This is a genomic window from Streptomyces sp. NPDC031670, assembly GCF_055580545.1.
On record NZ_JBVILC010000005.1, the window covers coordinates 318,789 to 338,949 of the forward strand.

Sequence of the window (20,161 nt, forward strand, 5' to 3'; positions counted from 1 at the left end):
GGCCGGTCGCGCAGTTCCCCGCGCCCCTGAAGGGCGGGGCGGGGGGCCTACGCCGTGGGCGACGCCGCCGGGGAGGACGCGCTGGCGCTCGGGGTCGCACCGCCGGACGCCGTAGTACCCGACGTCGTGGTACCGGACGTCGTGGCGCCGGTCGCACCCGCCGAGGACGTACCGCCCGAGGGCGTACCCCCCGAGGACGTGCCGCCCGTAGACGTACCCCCCGTGGACGACCCGCCCGAGGTCGTGGAATCCCCGCCGCTCTGCCCGCCCGTCGTGGTCGACCCGCCCGTCGGCGACCCGGTGCCGCCGCTGGTCCCGGTCGTCGTACCGCCGGACGTCCCGCCGGTGGAAGACGTACCACCGGTGGAGGACGTACCACCGGACGAGGAAGTACCACCGGTCGTCGACCCCGTCGTGGACCCACCTGTCGACGTACCCCCCGTCCCCGTGGTCCCCCCGCTCGTGGACGACCCCCCGGAAGTCGACGGCTTCCCGCTCTTCGACGGCGTCCCCGACGGCGTGGACGGCTTCCCCGAGGACGTCGAAGGCGACGAGGGGACCGAGGACGGAGACGTCCCGGGCACGCCCTGGTGGGCCGGGGACGAGGACGGCGGGGTGTGGGAACCGCCCCCGGACCCAGGGCGCGTGGTCGCCGGCGGCGTCGGGCTGTCCGCCGGAAGGCCCGCCTCCCCGCCGTCCCCCTCGTTCACCGACTGCCGCTGCTGCTCGACCTTGTCGCCGGGCGTGTCCGAACCGGACGTCGCGCTCAGCGTCACCACCGTGCCGAGGACCGCCGCCAGCACCGCGCCCGCGCCCGCGGCCACCAGGTTGCGGCGCGTACCGGTGAACAGCGTCCGCTTCGCCGCGCGGGGCGTCGCGCCGGGGATCAGCACCGTCGCCGCGGCCTCCGGGGCCGGAGCGGGAGCCAGGGCCGGGAACGGCACCGGAGCCGGGACGCCCGCGGGCGGCGACTGGGACTCCTCGTGGCGCGCCGCGGGGACCTCGTCGCCGGAGGGGGTGCGCCCGCCCGGGAGCACCGGTCCGCCGGAGCGGTCCTCGACCAGGGCCAGCGCGCGCCGGCCCGCGACCGTGCCGCGCTTGTCGGAGAGCGCCCCCTTGAGCCCGATCGACGCCTCCAGTTCGGCCCGCGCGCGGTCGATGTTGCCGGCGCACAGCGCGAGGACGCCGAGCTCGTGGTGGAAGTAGGCCTCCTCGGCCACCTCACCGGTGAGCCGGGCCGCGGCCGAGCCGATCCGCAGCGCGCGCTCCCACGCCCCCCAGTGCAGCCCGGCCGCGAACGCGGGCGCCGCGCTGCGGGCGAGCCGCACCGCCGTGGCGGGGTGCTCGGTGTCGCCGCCGGGCACCAGCGCGGTCAGGGCCGCGAGCACCGCGTCCGCCTCGGCCGCCGCGCGCTCGGGCGTGACCGAGGGGTGGCCGGTCCACCAGGCGTAGTGCCGGGCGGCGGTGTGCGCCCGCTCCTGCGCCTCCTCCGCGTATCCGGCGGCCTCCAGCTGGGTGAGCACGCCCGCCGCGAGCCGGTAGCGCGTACCGACCGGGGAGAGCAGTCCGCAGCCGAGCAGTTCGCCGAGGGCGGCGTCCGCGTGGGTGTCGTTGACGAGCGCGGGCAGATGCGCCTGGTGCGGCACTTCGCCGCCCAGGGCGACGGCGAACCGCAGGGTCTCCCGGGCGGCCTGCCCGAGCCGGGCCGCGAGCGGCGCGGCGGGTGCGGCGCCCTCGCCCAGCGACGGCAGCGGCATCTCGCGGCCCTCGGCAGAGAAGACCGACAGGTCCTCGGGCCCCTCGACCGGCAGCCCGAACTCGTCGAGCACGGTGCCCTCGCCGCGCAGCCCGTCCCGCTGCCGCAGCAGCGCGCCCGCCTGCACGAACCGCAGCGGCAGGCCCTCGGACTCGAACCAGAGGTCGCCGGCCCAGTTGGCCTCGTCCTCGGTGAGCGGCCGGTCCACGGCCTGCTCCAGGAGTTCCAGGGAGGCGGCGCGCCCGAGGCCGGTCAGGAAGAGCTCTTCGAGGGAGGACTCGGGGAGCGGCGCCGCGACTTCGGGCGTCGCGGCGAACAGGAAGGCGCATTCCGGGGTCGCGGCGAGCAGTTCCTCCAGGGCGGCGCCGCCGAACTCCAGGTCGTCGACGACGACGACCGCCCCGATCTCGCGGACCCGGTCGTGCAGCCCGGCCCGGTCGGGCCGGTGCAGCGGGGAGCGGTAGACCGTCGCGTACAGCTCGTGCAGGAGTTCCTGGGGGGTGCGGCGGTGGCCGCTGAGGCGGACGACGCCGTCGGGCGCGAGCTGGGCGCAGTCGGTGGCCACCGCGTCGAGCAGGGCCGTGCGCCCGGAGCCGGCGGGGCCGGTGAGCCGCACCGAGCGGCCCCGACCGAGGAGGCGCACCAGTCGCTCCCGCTCCTCGCCGCGCTCCAGCAGGACCGGAGCGGGCGCCGCGGGCCCGGCGGGCAGCGGGGGCTTGAGCGTCCGCTCCCGCTCGGTGCGTTCGGTGGCGGACCGGCGTTCGGGCCGGCCGGGTATCTCGCCCGGCGGGCAGGCCTCGATCTCGCTGCCGTCGACGGGGTTGACGGTGAGCAGGAAGTCGCCCGAGACGAGCCGGACCGTGCGCGCGAGTGAGGCGGCGCGCGGGCCGGGTTCGGGGGTGACGGCGGCCCGGTCGCGCTCCTTGCGCGGGGCGGCGGCCCCCTGACCCGGTGCGTCCTGCTCGTCGTCGAACTCGTCCGGTCCCCGGGTGTCCATCGGGTTCATGGTGAAAGCCCCCCAGATGCGCCTGCGTAACCTTGCCCCACCCGGCCGCTACGCACTGCGCTGTCGCTCTGGTCCGGTCCCCGCCGCAGGGATGTCGACCGGCGGGAGACCGCACCCTAAACCTTCGCCCAGTATCGCCGAACGGGCGGGGTGCCAACCCGCCCAGAGCGTCACAGTCCGGTGAGGATTGCGTGCGGAGGACCGGCTTCCACATGATCTGCACCAGTGCCGCACAGGCTGCGCTCAAGTCGGTCGGAAAGAACCGGGGGTACGGCGGAGGTGCCGCGCGCTCACACGCGCGGCAGGGCCTCCGCGGCGATGCCGCCCTCGATGGCGAGGATGCGGTGCAGTCGGGTGGCCACCAGCAGGCGCTGCATCTGGGGCGGGACGCCCCGCAGCACCAGCCGCCGGCCGCAGCGGCCGGCCCGCCGGTGGGCGCCCATGATCACCCCGAGGCCGGTGGCGTCCCAGGAGTCCAGCTCGGTCAGGTCGAGCACCAGGTCGCCGGCTCCGTCGTCGACGGCCGAGTGCAGGACCGTACGGGCGTCCGCCGCGCTGCGGACGTCGAGGCGGCCCCCGACGACCAGCTCGACGTGGTCGCCCCTGATGTGCATATGAACTCCCCGGAGTGCTCCGTATGCCTGTCTGCCTGTCGTCTCTTACTGCACCAACTGACTGCACAGACCGCAGGGAAGTTGCCGTCTGTAAGCGAACCGATACCTAATTCACCCCATGGAGTGATTCCGGGGCAAGGGGAGGTGAGGGCGCGTCAATCAGTGCTTGTAGAAGCCCTGCCCGCTCTTGCGGCCGATGTCACCGGCGTCCACCATCCGGCGCATCAGCTCCGGCGGCGCGAACTTCTCGTCCTGCGACTCGGTGTAGATGTTGCTGGTGGCGTGGAGCAGGATGTCCACGCCGGTGAGGTCCGCGGTGGCCAGCGGGCCCATCGCGTGGCCGAAGCCGAGCTTGCACGCGAGGTCGATGTCCTCGGCGGTGGCCACGCCCGACTCGTACAGCTTCGCCGCCTCGACGACGAGCGCCGAGATCAGGCGGGTGGTGACGAAACCGGCGACGTCGCGGTTGACGACGATGCAGGTCTTGCCGACGGACTCGGCGAACTCCCGGGCGGTGGCCAGGGTTTCGTCGCTCGTCTTGTAGCCGCGCACCAGCTCGCAGAGCTGCATCATCGGGACCGGCGAGAAGAAGTGCACACCGACGACCCGCTCGGGGTTCTCGGTGGCCGCCGCGATCTTGGTGATCGGGATGGCGGAGGTGTTGGAGGCGAGCACGGTGTCCGCGCGCACGATCTTGTCGAGCGTACGGAAGATGTCGTGCTTGACCTCCAGCTTCTCGAAGACGGCCTCGACGACGATGTCGGCGTCGGCGGCGGCGTCCAGGTCGGTGGTGGTGGTGATGCGGCCGAGCGCGGCCTCCGCGTCCTCGGCGGCCAGCCTGCCCTTGCTCACGAACTTGTCGTACGAGGCCTTGATGCCGTCGGTGCCCCGGACCAGCGCCTCGTCGGTGACATCACGCAGCACGACGTCCCAGCCCGCCTGGGCCGAGACCTGCGCGATACCCGAACCCATGAGTCCGGCCCCGATGACGGCGAGCTTCCTGGCCACTTCACACCCCTTTGACGGCTTACTGATACGGCTCTCCGGCGGAGGCTATCGGCCGTGAGGCGTCTTGGGAGCCGTAAGAGATGCGCGTCACGTCTCAGATGACGGACATCACACCAAGACGGGTGAGCGGCGTCTCACCGACGGCCCCCACGGCCCCACCGCTCGTCCCGTACCGCGTACTTGGGCGGGGAATGTCCGTGGCGCCGCGCGGGCGGTGACGGTCGGCACACAGAGGCGGCGGACGGCCTCCGCGTAACTAGGCTGACCCCATGGTCAATCTGACGCGCATCTACACCCGCACCGGCGACAAGGGCACCACCGCCCTGGGCGACATGAGCCGTACCGCCAAGACGGATCTGCGGATCTCGGCGTACGCGGACGCCAACGAGGCGAACGCGGTCATCGGCACGGCGATCGCGCTGGGCGGTCTCGACGAGGAGCTCGTCCAGGTCCTCACCCGGGTGCAGAACGATCTGTTCGACGTGGGCGCGGACCTGTCGACGCCCGTGGTCGAGGAGCCGGCCTACCCGCCGCTGCGGGTCGAGCAGTTCTACGTCGACCGGCTGGAGGCGGACTGCGACCGGTTCAACGAGCGGCTGGAGAAGCTCCGCAGCTTCATCCTGCCGGGCGGCACCCCGGGAGCCGCGCTGCTGCACCAGGCCTGCACCGTGGTGCGCCGCGCCGAGCGCTCGACGTGGGCGGCCCTGGAGGCGCACGGCGAGACGATGAACCCGCTGACCGCCACCTATCTCAACCGCCTCTCGGATCTGCTCTTCATCCTCGCGAGGACGGCCAACCAGGAGACGGGCGACGTGCTGTGGGTGCCGGGCGGCGAGCGGTAGGCCGCCGGTCAGTGGCGCGAGGGGGCCGCGCCGGCCTTCTTCGGGAAGAGCGTGTAGCTGAGCGCGATGACCAGGTTGATGCCGATCACCCACACCATCCGCTGCTGCCACATCCGCAGGGAGCTCACGTCCCCGTCGCCGCCCACGTACCAGATGCCGCCCTGGAGCAGGCCGATCGCGAGGGCGGCGGCGAGCACCCAGCGGCCCGCCGTCCGCCACTCGTGGACCGTACGGGCCGGGCCGCCCGCCGGGGCCTTGGCGGGGCGCGGCCCGCCCGCGAAGCGGTGCGCGAACCAGGCGTCGCACCACCGCACCGTCCAGCGGCCCATCGCCACCGAGAAGCCCAGGTAGACGGCGGCGAGGCCGTGCTTCCAGTCCGGTTCGGCGCCGTTGCGCAGGTCGATCACGGTGGCCACGAGGAGCAGCACTTCGAGCAGCGGCTCGCAGAGCAGCACCGCCACCGAGGTCCTGGGCATCTTCGCGAGGTAGCGCAGCGCCAGACCGCCGGCGAGCAGCACCCAGAAGCCCACCTCGCAGACGACGATCAGTGTCACGATCACGGCGTTCCCCTCGCTCGGCTCCTCGTCCTCACTCCCTCTAGCGTCGGCCCGTGATCGCGCCCGCTCGTCGTCGGCGGTGAGGAAACGGCACTGCATCCTTCGATGTACCCGGGGAGGCCGCGGCTCGGCCGGTGCGCGGACGCCCAGAGCCGTGGCCACGTGTTTCATGGGTACGTGAAACGCTTCCCCCGCCCCCACCGCGATGACGTCCTGATCGCCGCCGTCGGGCTGACCGGCGGGCTGGTGCTGTGGGCGCTCGGGCTGTTCTCCCAGGGCAGCGGACCGCTCGGCCGGGGCTGGACGCTGGTGCCGCTGGTGGTGACGGCGGCGCTGGAGCTGGTGCGCCGCACCCGTCCGCAGGCCGCCATTCTCGGCGGTACGGCCGCGGTCGTCGGCGACCAGTTCACCTCGGGCAGCCTGGCGACGGTCCTGATGTTCACGGACCTCGTCTACGCCGCCGTCCTCTACGGCACCCCGGCGGCGGCCCGCCGCATCCCGGTGACCACCGGTCTGATCACCGTGGCCACGACCCTCGGCTACCTCGCGTGGTTCCGCACCCCGCAGGCCCTGCTCCTCGGCATCCTCACCGGGATCGTCTGCTTCGCGCCCGCCACCACCGGCGCCCTGGTGCGCAACCACCGCGACACCGCCGAGGCGGCCACCCTGCGCGCCGAGCAGACGGCGCTGCTCGCCGAGATGGACCGCACCCAGGCGGTGGTGGCCGAGCGGGCCCGGATGGCCCGCGAGCTGCACGACCTGGTCGCGGGCCACCTCTCGGCGATCGCCATCCACTCCACGGCGGCGCTCTCGCTCGACGAGCCCGCCACCACCCGCCGCGCCCTCGCCGTGATCCGGGAGAACAGCGTGGACGGGCTCGCCGAGATGCGCCGCCTCATCGGGCTGCTCCGCGACAGCGGCGCCGCCACCGAGCCCGCCGCCGCGCCGACGCTGGCCGGGCTGGACACCCTCCTCGCCCAGGCCCGTACCACCGGCGCCGCCGGCGGACTCGGCTTCACGCTCGTGGACGACCGTCCGGCGGGGGCCGCGCTGCCCGCCCCGGTCGAGCTCGCCGCGTACCGGATCGTCCAGGAGTCGCTGACCAACGCCCTCAAGCACGCCTCCCCCGGCACGGTCACCGCCTCGCTCGGGCACACGGGACGCGCGCTCACCGTCGAGGTGAGCAGCCCGTACGGTGAGGGAGGATGTCCGGGGCCGCGTGCGCCGGGGTCGGGGGCGGGTCTGGTGGGGATGCGGGAGCGGGTGGTACTGCTCGGCGGGACCTTCGCCTCGGGGCCCGAGCCGGCGGCGGACGGCCGTGAGATCTGGCGGGTACGGGCCGAACTGCCCATCGGGGAAAGCGAGTCGCGGCGATGACGATCCGGGTGCTGGTCGCGGAGGACCAGTCGGCGGTACGGGCCGGGCTGGTCCTGATCCTGGGCAGCGCCCCGGACATCGAGGTGGCCGGGGAGGCCGCGGACGGCGAGGAGGCGGTGCGCCTGGCCCGGGAGCTGCGGCCCGATCTGGTGCTGATGGATGTGCAGATGCCCCGGCTGGACGGGGTCGCGGCGACCCGCCGGGTGGTCGCGGAGCGGCTGGCGGACGTGCTCGTGCTGACGACGTTCGACCTCGACGCGTACGTGTTCGGGGCGCTGCGGGCGGGGGCCGCGGGGTTCCTGCTGAAGAACGCCGAGGCCCGGGATCTGATCGAGGCGGTGCGGACGGTGGCGCGCGGCGAGGGCACGATCGCCCCGGCGGTGACCCGGCGGCTGATCGCGGAGTTCGCCGCCCCCTCGACGGCGCGGCCCGCGGCCGAGCGGCCGGCCGCGCTGGACACCCTCACCCGGCGGGAGAGCGAGGTGCTGTCCTGTCTGGGCGAGGGGCTGTCGAACGCGGAGATCGCCGAGCGGCTGGCGATGGCGGAGGCGACGGTGAAGACACACGTCAGCCGGCTGCTCGGCAAGCTGGAGCTGCGCAGCCGGGTCCAAGCGGCCGTGCTGGCCCAGGAGTTGGGCATCTGAGGACGGTTCCCGGCCGCTGGTCTGGACCTCTTGACGCTTGGTCCAGACCTTTCTACGCTCACGGCACTGCTGTGTGAGCGTGCCCACACCGTGGCCGTGCGTTCACCGGGCGGAGCAAGGTCCCACCCCCACACCCGTCGGACCTCACTCGAGGAGCCTCCTTGAGCACTCCCACGCGCATCCGCACCCGTACCCGCCTCAGAACCCGAGCCGCCGCCACCCTCACCGCGCTGGCCCTTCCCCTGGCCGCGCTCGTCGGCCTGGCCGGCGCCTCCCCCGCCGTGGCCGCCGCCTCCGCGACCGCCACCTACACCAAGACCCAGGACTGGGGCTCCGGCTTCGGCGCCCAGTGGACGGTGAAGAACACCGGCACCACGACCCTCAGCTCCTGGACCGTGGAGTGGGACTACCCCTCGGGTACGTCCGTGACCTCGGCCTGGGACGCGGACGTCACCCATGACGCCAACCACTGGACCGCCAGGAACAAGTCCTACAACGGCACGCTCGCGCCCGGCGCCGCCGTCACCTTCGGCTTCAACGGCGCGGGCTCCGGCTCCCCCTCGGCCTGCAGGCTCAACGGGGGCTCCTGCGACGGCGGGACGACCCCGCCGGGCGACAGCCCGCCGTCGGCGCCCGGCACCCCGAGGGCGAGCGGTGTCACCGACACCTCGGTGAGCCTGGCGTGGACCGCCGCCACCGACGACAAGGGCGTCAAGAACTACGACGTCTACCGGGGCTCCGCGAAGATCGCCACGGTCACCGGGACCACGTACGCCGACTCGGGGCTGACCGCCGGGACGGCCTACACGTACAGCGTGACCGCGCGCGACACCGCCGACCAGACCGGGCCCGCCTCCGGCTCGGTCACCGTCACCACCACGGGCGGCGGCAACCCCGGCCCGGGCTCCACGGTCAAGCTCGGCTACTTCGCCGACTGGGGCGTCTACCAGCGCAACTACCACGTGAAGAACATCGTCACCTCGGGCTCGGCGGCCAAGCTGACCCACATCAACTACGCCTTCGGCAACGTCACGGGCGGCCAGTGCGCCATCGGTGACGCCTACGCCGACTACCAGAAGACGTACGACGCCTCCTCCAGCGTCGACGGCACCGCGGACACCTGGGACCAGCCGGTCGCGGGCAGCATCAACCAGCTGCGCGAACTGAAGAAGAAGTACCCGAACATCAAGATCCTGTGGTCGTTCGGCGGCTGGACCTGGTCGGGCGGCTTCGGCGCGGCGGCGGCCAACCCCACGGCCTTCGCCGACTCCTGCTACCGCCTGGTCGAGGACCCGCGCTGGGCCGATGTCTTCGACGGCATCGACATCGACTGGGAGTACCCCAACGCCTGCGGGCTCTCCTGCGACACCAGCGGCCCGGCCGCGCTGAAGAACCTGCTGGCCGCGGTACGCGCCAAGTTCGGCTCCTCGAACCTGGTGACGGCGGCCGTGACGGCCGACGGCTCCGCGGGCGGCAAGATGGACCAGGCCGACTACGCCGGGGCGGCGAGTTACGTCGACTGGTACAACGTGATGACGTACGACTTCTTCGGCGCCTGGGACGCGAAGGGACCCACGGCCCCGCACTCCCCGCTCACCTCGTACAACGGCATTCCGATCGCCGGCTTCGACACGGACGCGGCGATCCAGAAGTACCGGGGCAAGGGCGTCCCCGCGAGCAAGCTCAACTTGGGGATCGGGTTCTACGGCCGCGGCTGGACCGGCGTCACCCAGGACGCCCCGGGCGGCACGGCGACGGGGCCGGCGCCGGGCACGTACGAACAGGGCATCGAGGACTACAAGATCCTCAAGAGCGCCTGCCCGGCGACCGGCACCATCGCGGGCACGGCGTACGCCCACTGCGGCTCCAACTGGTGGAGCTACGACACGCCGTCGACGATCGCGGGCAAGATGGCGTACGTGAAGTCCCAGGGCCTCAAGGGGGCGTTCTTCTGGGAGTTCAGTGGGGACACGTCCGGCGGTGAGCTGATCTCGGCGATCGACTCCGGGTTGCGGTAACCCGCCCGGCCGACATCGGGGCGAGGGCCCGTCCCCCTCCCCCGGTGTTGCCCCTTCGTCCGCGGGCCGGTGGTCCGCTGTGCCCACCCGTTCCGCCCCAGCGGAACGACTGCCCACAGCGGGGGTGCACAAGGGGCGCGGGGAACTGCGCGACCGGCCGACCACGGCCCGCGGACGAAACGAAACAGGGGTCCGGGGCGAAGCCCCGGTTACGCCACGTTGACCCGCTGGCCCGGTGGCGCCGCCTCCAGCCACGCCAGGAAGCCCGTGAGCGCGTCCTCGCTCATCGCCAGCTCCAGGCGCACCCCCCGGTGCGTACAGCCGAGCACGATCGCGTCGGACAGGAGCGCCAGCTCCTCCTCCCCCGCCGGCTTGCGCCGTGTCACGACCTCGATCGCGGAGCGCTCCAGGAGCCGCCGCGGCCGAGGCGCGTAGGAGAAGACCCGGAACCATTCGATCCGGTCACCGCTGTACCGCGCGACTCCGTACACCCAGCCCTTGCCGCCCGGATCGCCGCCCTCGGGCACGTCCCAGCGCAGACTGCAGTCGAAGGTCCCGCCGGAACGCTGGATCAGCCGCCGGCGCAGACCGAAGACGAAGAGTCCCACCAGTACCAGCGCGACGACCAGGCCGCCCACAAGCAGAACGAGGGTCATCTACACCGACCTCCTCGCTCCATTCGGGGCCGGGGGATCGCCCCGGTCACTCGTGCCTGCATCGACCTCAGCCGCGGCCGGGTCCGGAAGACTCCAGACCCGTGACCGCGGCTGAGGGCAAAACTCTTCGGCGGGGTGCTAGCGCACCGACACCGTACGCAGCCGGACCTCGGCGCGACGCTCGGCGGCGCCGTCCTCGACCGACTTGGCGCTCTCCAGCGCACGCTCGGCGCGCTGGACGTCGATCTCGTCCGCGAGCTCCGCGATCTCCGCCAGCATGGAGAGCTTGTTGTCCGCGAACGAGATGAACCCGCCGTGCACAGCGGCGACGACGGTGCCGCCCTCGCTCGTACGGATGGTCACCGGGCCGGACTCCAGCACTCCGAGGAGCGGCTGGTGACCGGGCATGACGCCGATGTCGCCGGACGCGGTACGCGCGACGACCAGGGTGGCCTCGCCGGACCAGACACTGCGGTCCGCGGCGACGAGCTCGACGTGCAGCTCAGCAGCCAAGGTGGGCTCCTCGGGTCACCACCCGGCGGTTGCTGCCGGGTGTTGGGTCAAAGTCTAGTGGGCGTGAGCGAGGGGGCGGGACGCACCCGCCCCCTCGTCGTCACGGAAACCGGCTCGGGTCAGGAGACGCCGAGCTCCTTGGCGTTGGCCTTCAGGTCCTCGATGCCACCGCACATGAAGAACGCCTGCTCGGGGAAGTGGTCGTACTCACCGTCACAGATCGCGTTGAACGCGGTGATCGACTCGTCGAGCGGCACGTCCGAACCGTCCACGCCGGTGAACTGCTTGGCGACGTGGGTGTTCTGCGACAGGAAGCGCTCGACACGGCGGGCACGGTGGACAACGAGCTTGTCCTCCTCGCCCAGCTCGTCGATACCGAGGATCGCGATGATGTCCTGGAGGTCCTTGTACTTCTGGAGGATCCCCTTGACACGCATGGCGGCGGCGTAGTGGTCCGCCGCGATGTACCGCGGGTCGAGGATGCGGGACGTCGAGTCCAGCGGGTCCACGGCCGGGTAGATGCCCTTCTCGGAGATCGGACGGGAGAGAACCGTCGTCGCGTCGAGGTGGGCGAAGGTGGTGGCCGGGGCCGGGTCGGTCAGGTCGTCCGCGGGGACGTAGATCGCCTGCATCGAGGTGATCGAGTGACCGCGGGTCGAGGTGATGCGCTCCTGGAGGAGACCCATCTCGTCGGCCAGGTTCGGCTGGTAACCCACCGCGGAGGGCATACGGCCGAGCAGGGTCGACACCTCGGAACCGGCCTGGGTGTACCGGAAGATGTTGTCGATGAAGAAGAGGACGTCCTGCTTCTGGACGTCACGGAAGTACTCCGCCATCGTCAGACCGGCCAGCGCGACCCGAAGACGGGTGCCCGGGGGCTCGTCCATCTGGCCGAAGACCAGGGCGGTCTTGTCGATGACGCCCGAGTCGCCCATCTCCTCGATGAGGTCGTTGCCCTCACGGGTACGCTCACCGACGCCCGCGAACACCGACACACCGTCGTGGTTGTTGGCGACGCGGTAGATCATTTCCTGGATCAGCACGGTCTTGCCGACACCGGCACCACCGAACAGACCGATCTTTCCACCCTTGACGTACGGGGTGAGGAGGTCGATGACCTTGACGCCGGTCTCGAACATCTCGGTCTTCGACTCGAGCTCGTCGAATCGGGGGGCCTTGCGGTGGATCGGCCAGCGCTCGGTCACCTCGGAGTTGGCCTCCGGGTAGTTGAGCACCTCGCCCAGGGTGTTGAACACCTTGCCCTTGGTGAAGTCACCGACGGGGACGGTGATGCCCTCGCCCGTGTCGGTCACCGGGGCCTGGCGGACCAGACCGTCGGTGGGCTGCATCGAGATGGTGCGGACCAGGCCGTCACCCAGGTGCTGGGCGACCTCCAGGGTCAGCGTCTTGAGCTTGCCGTCCTCGGCCGGGTCGGCGACCTGGACCTTGAGGGCGTTGTAGATCTCAGGCATCGCGTCGACGGGGAACTCCACGTCGACGACCGGGCCGATGACCCGGGCGACGCGGCCCGTGGCGGCGGCCGTCACAGCGTTCTCGGTAGTCGTCGTCACTTACTTGTCACTCCCCGCGGTCGCGTCGGCCATGGCGCTCGCGCCACCGACGATCTCGCTGATTTCCTGGGTGATTTCGGCCTGGCGGGCCGCGTTGGCAAGCCGGGAGAGGCTCTTGATGAGATCCCCGGCGTTGTCGGTCGCCGACTTCATCGCGCGGCGGCGGGCGGCGTGCTCGGAAGCGGCCGACTGCAGCAGTGCGTTGTAGATACGGCTCTCGACGTAGCGCGGCAGCAGGGCGTCGAGGACGTCCTCCGCCGACGGCTCGAAGTCGAACAGCGGAAGGATCTCGCCCTTCGCGCCGGTCTCCTCCTCGGGCTTGTCGAGGCTGAGCGGCAGCATCCGGCCGTCGACCGCGTTCTGCGTCATCATCGACACGAACTCCGTGTAGACGATGTGCAACTCATCGACGCCACCCTCGGCCGTGTCCAGCTGGATGGCCTCGATCAGCGGCGCCGCGACGCGCTTGGCGTCGGAGTAGGCCGGGCTGTCGGTGAAACCGGTCCACGACTCCATGATCTTGCGCTCACGGAAGCCGTAGTACGCCACGCCCTTGCGGCCGACGACGTACGCGTCGACCTCCTTGCCCTCGCCGCGCAGCCGCTCGGTGAGCCGCTCCGCCTGCTTGATGGCGTTCGAGGAGTAGCCGCCGGCCAGACCGCGGTCGCTCGTGATGAGCAGGACCGCGGCCCGGGTCGGCGTCTCGACCTCGGTGGTCAGGGCGTGGTTGGTGTTCGAGCCGGTCGCCACCGCCGTCACCGCGCGGGTGAGCTCGGTCGCGTACGGCATCGAGGCCGCCACCTTGCGCTGCGCCTTGACGATGCGCGAGGCGGCGATCATCTCCATCGCCTTGGTGATCTTCTTGGTCGCCGTGACGGCACGGATGCGACGCTTGTAGACCCGGAGCTGCGCTCCCATGAGTCAGGTCCCTTCCGTCGTCACTTGGAGACGTTGACGGCCGGCGCGTCGTCGCCCAGGAGCTTGCCGTCCGAGGTCTCGAACTGCCGCTTGAAGGCCGTGATGGCGTCGGCGATCGACTGCAGGGTGTCGTCCGACATCTTGCCGCCCTCGGCGATGGAGGTGAGGAGCTCCTTGCGCTCGCGGCGCAGGTACTCCAGCAGCTCCGACTCGAAGCGGCGGATGTCGGCGACCGGGACGTCGTCCATCTTGCCGGTGGTGCCGGCCCAGACGGAGACGACCTGCTCCTCGACCGGCATCGGCTGGTACTGGCCCTGCTTCAGCAGCTCGACCATGCGCTTGCCGCGCTCCAGCGAGGACTTCGAGGCCGCGTCCAGGTCGGAACCGAAGGCGGCGAACGCCTCCAGCTCGCGGTACTGGGCGAGGTCCACGCGAAGCCGGCCGGAGACCTGCTTCATGGCCTTGTGCTGGGCCGAGCCACCGACGCGGGAGACCGAGATACCGACGTTCAGGGCCGGGCGCTGGCCGGCGTTGAACAGGTCGGACTCCAGGAAGCACTGGCCGTCGGTGATGGAGATGACGTTGGTCGGGATGAACGCCGACACGTCGTTCGCCTTGGTCTCGACGATCGGCAGACCGGTCATCGAACCGGCGCCCATGTCGTCGGAGAGCTTGGCGCAGCGCTCCAGCAGACGCGAGTGCAGGTAGAAGACGTCACCCGGGTAGGCCTCGCGGCCCGGCGGGCGGCGCAGCAGCAGCGACACGGCGCGGTAGGCGTCGGCCTGCTTCGACAGGTCGTCGAAGATGATCAGGACGTGCTTGCCGGCGTACATCCAGTGCTGGCCGATGGCCGAACCGGTGTACGGCGCCAGGTACTTGAAGCCGGCCGGGTCGGACGCCGGGGCGGCGACGATCGTCGTGTACTCGAGCGCGCCGGCCTCTTCCAGGGCGCCGCGAACGGACGCGATGGTCGAGCCCTTCTGGCCGATGGCGACGTAGATGCAGCGGACCTGCTTGTTCACGTCGCCCGAGCGCCAGTTGTCGCGCTGGTTGATGATCGTGTCGACGGCCAGCGCGGTCTTGCCGGTCTGGCGGTCGCCGATGATCAGCTGACGCTGGCCACGGCCGATCGGCACCATCGCGTCGACGGCCTTGTAGCCGGTCTGCATCGGCTCGTGGACCGACTTGCGGACCATGACGCCCGGGGCCTGCAGCTCAAGGGCGCGGCGGCCTTCGGTCGCGATCTCGCCGAGACCGTCGATCGGGTTGCCGAGCGGGTCGACGACGCGGCCGAGGTAGCCCTCGCCGACGCCTACGGAGAGGACCTCACCGGTGCGCTGCACCGGCTGACCCTCCTCGATGCCGTTGAATTCGCCGAGGACGATCGCACCGATCTCGCGCTCCTCGAGGTTGAGGGCGAGACCGAGGGTGCCGTCCTCGAACTTCAGCAGCTCGTTCGCCATGGCGGAGGGCAGGCCCTCCACCTTCGCGATGCCGTCGCCGGCAACGCTGACCGTTCCGACCTCCTCGCGCGAGGCCGCGTCCGGCTGGTACGACTGGACGAAGTTCTCCAGTGCGTCCCGGATCTCCTCCGGCCGGATCGTGAGCTCCGCCATCTGGGTTCCCTGCTCTCCTTGTTGGGCCTGAAGCTTCTTAGGGGGTCTGGGGGCGACCCCCAGGAATCTTCTGCAAGTTCTGCACGGCCCAACCGGGCCGCTGTGTTGCCTGTGTTGTTGGTGACGCTGCCGAGGCAGGTCAGCCGGCCAGTCGCCGGCTCGCCTCGTCGAGACGCTGCGCGACGGTGCCGTCGATGACCTCGTCGCCGACCCGCACCGAGATCCCGCCGAGGACCGTCGGGTCCACGTCCAGGTTCAGGTGCATCGGGCGGCCGTACACCTTCGCCAGAGCGGCGCCGAGGCGCTGCTTCTGTACGTCGGTCAGCGGTACCGCCGAGGTGACCACGGCGACCATCCGCTGCCGGCGCTCCGCGGCGAGCTTGGAGAGGGACTCGAGTCCCGACTCCAGGCTACGTCCACGCGGCTTGGTCACAAGACGCGTGACGAGCCGCTCGGTGGCCGGGTTCGCCTTGCCGCCGAGCAGGCTGCGCAGCAGCTCGCCCTTGGCGGACTCGGTGGCGGCGCGGTGGGTCAGCGCGGAGCGCAGGTCGGCGTTGGAGGTGACGATCCGGCCGAACCGGAACAGCTCGTCCTCCACGTCGTCCAGCGCGCCCTGCTGCTGCGCCGCGGTGAGGTCGGCGGTGTTCGCCAGGTCCTCCAGCGCGTCCACCAGGTCGCGCGACCGCGACCAGCGGGCGCGGACCATGCCGCTCACCAGGTCGGTGCTCTCGCCGCCGACCTGGCCGGCGAGGAGGCGCCCGGCCAGCTCGGCCTTGGCCTCGGTGGGCTGCGACGGGTCGGTGAGGACCCGACGCAGCGACACCTCGCGGTCGAGCAGCGCGGTGACGGCCGCCAGCTCCCCGGCGAGCTTCGCCGCGTCGACGGACGTGTTGTCCATCAGCGCGTCGAGACGCTCGCGCGCGGCAGCCAGCGCCTCGCGGCTCGCTCCGTTCATCGCGTGGCCTCGGCCTTCGGAGCGCTGTCCTCAAGACCCTCGAGGAAGCGGTCGATCGTGCGGCTCTGCCGGGCGTGGTCCTCCAGGGACTCGCCGACGAGCTTGCCGGCCAGGTCGGTGGCGAGCTTGCCGACGTCCTGGCGGAGCGCGTGCGCGGCGGCCTTGCGGTCGGCCTCGATCTGAGCGTGTCCGGCAGCGATGATCTCCTCACGCTGCCGCTGGCCTTCCGCCCTCATCTCCTGGATGAGCGCGGTGCCCTGCTCGGTCGCCTCCTGGCGCAGGCGGGCGGCCTCGTGGCGGGCCTCGGCGAGCTGGGCCTTGTACTGCTCCAGCACGCTCTGAGCCTCGGTCTGCGCGGCCTCGGCCTTCTCGATACCGCCCTCGATGGCCTCGCGACGCTCGTCCAGAACCTTGTTGATGTTCGGGAGGAGCTTCTTGGCGAGGAAGCCGAAGACGATGACAAAGGCGATCAGGCCGATGACGAGCTCAGGCCACGGCGGAACGAGGGGGTTTTCCTTGCCCTCGGCCGCCAGCTGAACCATGGTGAGGTTCACATCAGTGCCTTTCGTCGGATCGGTCTAGTCGTCGTTCGTCTTAGTAGACGAACGGCATGACGAGGCCGATGAGGGCCAGCGCCTCACAGAACGCGAAACCGAGGATCTGGTTGGCGCGGATCAGGCCGGCCGCCTCGGGCTGACGAGCCATGGCCTGGGTGCCGTTACCGAAGATGATGCCGACGCCGACGCCGGGGCCGATCGCGGCGAGGCCGTAACCGACGGAGCTGAGGGAGCCGGTGACGCCGTCGGAGGCAGCGAGGATCTGGGACATGCCAGTTCTTCCTTCTCTTTCACGGACCGGTGGGGGTTGGCCACCGGACGACTTGGGGGGTGGTGAGGTGCGGGCGGCCGGTCAGTGGTGCTCGGCGACGGCGCCCTGGATGAAGCTGCAGGCCAGAAGCACGAACACGTACGCCTGGACGGCCTGGATGAAGAGCTCGAAGCCGGTCATCACGATGACCATCACGAACGAGACGCCCGAGTACGCGATGCCGATGCCGTTGAGCATGTACCAGCTGGCGATCGTGAAGAGCAGCAGCAGGGTGTGCCCGGCGAACATGTTCGCGAACAGTCGCACCGCGTGCGTGAACGGGCGGACCAGGACGTTCGAGAAGAACTCGATGACCATGACCAGCGGCAGGACGCCGCCGAGGCTCTTGTCGTAGCCCGTGAGGTTCTTGAAGCCGCCGACGAAACCGTGGCGCTTAAAGGTGACGCTCATCCAGATGACGTAGACGATCGCCGCGAGAACCGCCGGGTACGCGATGATCGACGTCACCGGGAACTGGGCGACCGGGACGATCGACCAGAGGTTCATCATCCAGACGAAGAAGAAGATCGAGACCATGAGGGGGACCCACTTCTCGCCCTCCTTCTTGCCCAGCGTCTCGTAGACGATGCCGCGGCGTACGAAGTCGTAGCCCGCCTCGGCGACCATCTGGAGCTTGCCGGGGACGACCTTCGGCTTGCGGAAGGCGGCCCAGAAGAAGCCCACAATGATGAGCGAGCCCAGCAGGGCGAGCAGCATCGGCTTGTTGAAATAGGCGCCGTTGCCGTCCGCGTCGCCCCAGAGAGGCTTGAACAGGAACGAGTGCAGGCCCGGACCCTCGAAGCCACCGCAGTCCTGGAACAGGTGGCAACTGGTGTCGAAAGCGAGCTGCGTCGGGTCAGCACTCACCGCGGGCTCCTTCAGCGTGGCGCATAGGTACGGCAACCTCGTTGTGTCGGCGCGGCGCGCAGCCGCGGTTCGGCACTGGACTGGTGTTACGGATGATGGGGCGGCGGTCGGGCATCAAGCCTCGCGTTCGAGCAGGCGTCAGCTCAGATGCCCGCGCCCGCAGTGCCGCAGTTGGCACCGGACGATAGCAGGGTCTCGAACTCGCTTTTATTCCGCCCCTACCTTTCACGACGAAGACCCGGATTTCTGGGGCTTCTGAGCCTCCGAATCCGGCTCGACGTAAAGGATCTTGGCCTTCATGTACGCACGCGCCTGCATGCCGATCCAGATGAGGGTCAGCGCGACGAGCGTGGCGGCGAACGCCTTGGGGTTGAACAGTGTCGTGTCCTTGAAGACCGCGACGAAGATGAAGAGCAACAGCAGTTGGGCCGTGTACAGCATCAGCCCCATGGCCTGGAACAGGTGGGGCAGGTTCTTCGCGGTGCGCTCCAGGACGAGCAGCCCGATGCCCATGAAGCCGATGACCACGACCGTCGCGATGGCGGCGCCGATGGCCCCCTTGCCGCCCGCGACCCCGGCGCTGACGGCGACGGCGATCGCGCCGGCGGCAGCGGTGGGTACGGCGGTCCGAAGGAGGGTGCGGGCGTCGTTGGACGGCATGGCGGCAGCTCCGCTTACTGGTGGGGGCAGGGTGTCGTCATGGACGAGCGTAGGCCCCGGCCGAGGTGGTCCCTCGGGCCAATGGGCCGTCGCACTACGGTCCTTCGGCTCTGTTGCCGGGTCTCGTGAACGGTATCACAAACTATTTGATGAGGTCTTTACCAAGATGATGTGCTGCCCGTCACACATGAGAGTGAACGCGCGCGCATGTGCAAGAACGGCCGCAACTTGTCTGGTATTGGGATGCGGTGCGGCAATTCGTCAGCGTGACGCGCCGGTCTTCCGCCGGTCGGGGAAGCGCGAACGTGGGCCGATGGCGGTCGCTCCGTTGACGCCGGAGACGCCCGCGACGACCGGCGTGCGCTCCTCCTCGCCGTCCTCGCCGTCCCGCTCCTCACCGGCCTCCTCGGCCGCCGTCTCCCCGGCCGGCCGCGTACGGCGGCGGTAGCGCGGCGGGACGAACGCCTCCGCCCAGCGCGGGGCGCGCGGGGTGAAGCGCGGGAGCAGCAGCAGGACCAGACCGACCGCGCTCAGCGCCACGATCACGAAGACGATCCACATCGACGCCGAGTGCACCGAGTACGCCAGCGTCCCGAAGGCGATCAGCGCCGCCCAGAAGTACATGATCAGCACCGCGCGGCTGTGGCTGTGGCCGATCTCCAGCAGCCGGTGGTGCAGATGACCGCGGTCGGCGGCGAACGGCGACTGGCCCTTCCAGGTGCGCCGCACGATCGCGAGCACCAGGTCGGCCATCGGGATGGCGATGATGGTCAGCGGCATCAGCAGCGGGATGAAGACCGGGAGCATCGCGTGCGTCGCCTCGCGCTCACTGCCGCTGAGGCTGAGGTTCATCCGCAGCGCGTCCGGGTCGACCTGGCCGGTGATGGAGATCGCGCCGGCCGCGAGGACCAGCCCGATGAGCATCGAGCCCGAGTCGCCCATGAAGATCCGCGCGGGGTGCATGTTGTGCGGCAGGAAGCCCAGGCACATCCCCATCAGGATGGCGGCGAAGAGGGTCGCCGGGGCCGCGGCCTCGATGCCGTACCCGAACCAGATCCGGTACGCGTACATGAAGAACGCCGCGGCGGCGATGCACACCATGCCGGCGGCCAGGCCGTCCAGGCCGTCCACGAAGTTCACCGCGTTGATGGTGATCACCACCAGGGCCACCGTGAGCAGCGTGCCCTGCCAGGAGGTGAGCGAGACCGCGCCGACGCCCGGGATGGGCAGCCACAGGATCGTCAGGCCCTGTACGACCATGACACCGGCGGCGATCATCTGGCCGCCGAGCTTGATCAGGGCGTCGATCTCGAACTTGTCGTCCAGGACGCCGATGATCCAGATCAGCGCGGCGCCGGAGAGCAGCGCGCGCGGTTCGTTGGAGCGCTCGAAGACCCCGTTGAGGCTGTCGAGGTGGTCGGCGACGAGCAGGCCCGCGCACAGTCCGCCGAACATGGCGATGCCGCCGAGCCGCGGCGTCGGTTCGCGGTGCACGTCCCGGGCGCGGATCGCCGGCATCGCGCCGGCCGCGATGGCGAACTTCCGCACCGGCCCGGTGAGCAGGTAGGTCACCGCGGCCGTGACGCACAGCGTCAGCAGGTATTCACGCACGGGCTGCCCCAGAGGTATCGCTGGCCATCTCAGCCCCACACACTAGCTTCGCGCTTACGTGGTTGAGGACACGCGGGTACACGAGATGGTTGCAGACGACCCCCT

The 20,161-nt window shown here is 70.8% G+C and carries 19 protein-coding genes; 4 read left to right on the top strand and 15 right to left on the bottom strand.

What is annotated here, in order from left to right:
• Positions 1-47 precede the first annotated feature (47 nt).
• The 3 genes from ACZ5ID_RS12910 to ACZ5ID_RS12920 form a co-directional block, all read right to left on the bottom strand.
• Positions 48-2,762, bottom strand: a complete 2,715-nt coding sequence (locus ACZ5ID_RS12910) for a P-loop NTPase family protein (protein WP_468896774.1) — start codon at positions 2,760-2,762, stop codon at positions 48-50.
• Positions 2,763-3,052: 290 nt separating this feature from the next.
• Positions 3,053-3,376 carry an STAS domain-containing protein gene (locus ACZ5ID_RS12915; protein WP_067163978.1) on the bottom strand — a complete coding sequence of 108 codons (324 nt, stop codon included), beginning with the start codon at positions 3,374-3,376 and terminating at the stop codon, positions 3,053-3,055.
• Between the two features lie 159 nt (positions 3,377-3,535).
• Positions 3,536-4,384, bottom strand: a complete 849-nt coding sequence (locus ACZ5ID_RS12920) for a 3-hydroxyacyl-CoA dehydrogenase family protein (protein WP_406555583.1) — start codon at positions 4,382-4,384, stop codon at positions 3,536-3,538.
• Between the two features lie 269 nt (positions 4,385-4,653).
• On the opposite strand from ACZ5ID_RS12920, the gene ACZ5ID_RS12925 reads away from it, so the two are divergent.
• Entirely contained in the window at positions 4,654-5,226 is a 573-nt protein-coding gene (locus tag ACZ5ID_RS12925) for a cob(I)yrinic acid a,c-diamide adenosyltransferase (protein WP_468896776.1), read from the top strand.
• Positions 5,227-5,234: 8 nt separating this feature from the next.
• Here the strand turns inward: ACZ5ID_RS12925 and ACZ5ID_RS12930 are convergent, their stop codons facing one another.
• Positions 5,235-5,786 (bottom strand): hypothetical protein, encoded by a 552-nt coding sequence (locus ACZ5ID_RS12930; RefSeq protein WP_468896945.1) that lies wholly within the window; start codon positions 5,784-5,786, stop codon positions 5,235-5,237.
• A gap of 174 nt (positions 5,787-5,960) precedes the next feature.
• On the opposite strand from ACZ5ID_RS12930, the gene ACZ5ID_RS12935 reads away from it, so the two are divergent.
• From ACZ5ID_RS12935 to ACZ5ID_RS12945, 3 genes are all read left to right on the top strand, one after another.
• Positions 5,961-7,160: a sensor histidine kinase gene (locus ACZ5ID_RS12935; RefSeq protein ID WP_468896778.1), complete on the top strand. Its 1,200-nt coding sequence runs from the start codon at positions 5,961-5,963 to the stop codon at positions 7,158-7,160.
• Positions 7,157-7,804: a response regulator gene (locus ACZ5ID_RS12940; RefSeq protein WP_468896780.1), complete on the top strand. Its 648-nt coding sequence runs from the start codon at positions 7,157-7,159 to the stop codon at positions 7,802-7,804. The genes ACZ5ID_RS12935 and ACZ5ID_RS12940 overlap by 4 nt, the downstream gene beginning before the upstream one ends.
• Positions 7,805-7,965: 161 nt before the next feature.
• Positions 7,966-9,822 carry a glycosyl hydrolase family 18 protein gene (locus ACZ5ID_RS12945; protein ID WP_468896782.1) on the top strand — a complete coding sequence of 619 codons (1,857 nt, stop codon included), beginning with the start codon at positions 7,966-7,968 and terminating at the stop codon, positions 9,820-9,822.
• Between the two features lie 209 nt (positions 9,823-10,031).
• On the opposite strand, the gene ACZ5ID_RS12950 is transcribed toward ACZ5ID_RS12945, so the two are convergent.
• The 11 genes from ACZ5ID_RS12950 to ACZ5ID_RS13000 form a co-directional block, all read right to left on the bottom strand.
• Complete coding sequence (locus ACZ5ID_RS12950; protein ID WP_358833297.1) at positions 10,032-10,478, bottom strand: DUF2550 domain-containing protein; 447 nt, start codon at positions 10,476-10,478, stop codon at positions 10,032-10,034.
• A gap of 138 nt (positions 10,479-10,616) precedes the next feature.
• A complete protein-coding gene (locus ACZ5ID_RS12955) occupies positions 10,617-10,991 on the bottom strand; it encodes a F0F1 ATP synthase subunit epsilon (RefSeq protein ID WP_406551625.1) in 375 nt (124 codons plus the stop codon).
• Between the two features lie 119 nt (positions 10,992-11,110).
• A complete protein-coding gene (gene atpD / locus ACZ5ID_RS12960) occupies positions 11,111-12,562 on the bottom strand; it encodes a F0F1 ATP synthase subunit beta (RefSeq protein WP_468896785.1) in 1,452 nt (483 codons plus the stop codon).
• On the bottom strand, positions 12,563-13,480 hold the full coding sequence (locus ACZ5ID_RS12965) for a F0F1 ATP synthase subunit gamma (protein WP_468896787.1): 918 nt from the start codon (positions 13,478-13,480) through the stop codon (positions 12,563-12,565).
• Between the two features lie 20 nt (positions 13,481-13,500).
• Positions 13,501-15,096 carry a F0F1 ATP synthase subunit alpha gene (gene atpA, locus ACZ5ID_RS12970; protein WP_406551628.1) on the bottom strand — a complete coding sequence of 532 codons (1,596 nt, stop codon included), beginning with the start codon at positions 15,094-15,096 and terminating at the stop codon, positions 13,501-13,503.
• Between the two features lie 139 nt (positions 15,097-15,235).
• Positions 15,236-16,051, bottom strand: a complete 816-nt coding sequence (locus ACZ5ID_RS12975) for a F0F1 ATP synthase subunit delta (protein ID WP_468896789.1) — start codon at positions 16,049-16,051, stop codon at positions 15,236-15,238.
• Entirely contained in the window at positions 16,048-16,593 is a 546-nt protein-coding gene (locus ACZ5ID_RS12980; protein ID WP_468896947.1) for a F0F1 ATP synthase subunit B, read from the bottom strand. Before ACZ5ID_RS12980 ends, ACZ5ID_RS12975 begins: the two co-directional genes overlap by 4 nt.
• 52 nt (positions 16,594-16,645) lie before the next feature.
• Complete coding sequence (atpE, locus tag ACZ5ID_RS12985; RefSeq protein WP_344069828.1) at positions 16,646-16,879, bottom strand: ATP synthase F0 subunit C; 234 nt, start codon at positions 16,877-16,879, stop codon at positions 16,646-16,648.
• Positions 16,880-16,960: 81 nt separating this feature from the next.
• A complete protein-coding gene (atpB, locus tag ACZ5ID_RS12990) occupies positions 16,961-17,785 on the bottom strand; it encodes a F0F1 ATP synthase subunit A (RefSeq protein WP_468896791.1) in 825 nt (274 codons plus the stop codon).
• Positions 17,786-18,010: 225 nt separating this feature from the next.
• Positions 18,011-18,445: a hypothetical protein gene (locus ACZ5ID_RS12995; protein ID WP_468896793.1), complete on the bottom strand. Its 435-nt coding sequence runs from the start codon at positions 18,443-18,445 to the stop codon at positions 18,011-18,013.
• Positions 18,446-18,706: 261 nt separating this feature from the next.
• Positions 18,707-20,068, bottom strand: a complete 1,362-nt coding sequence (locus tag ACZ5ID_RS13000) for an MraY family glycosyltransferase (RefSeq protein WP_468896949.1) — start codon at positions 20,066-20,068, stop codon at positions 18,707-18,709.
• Positions 20,069-20,161 lie beyond the last annotated feature (93 nt).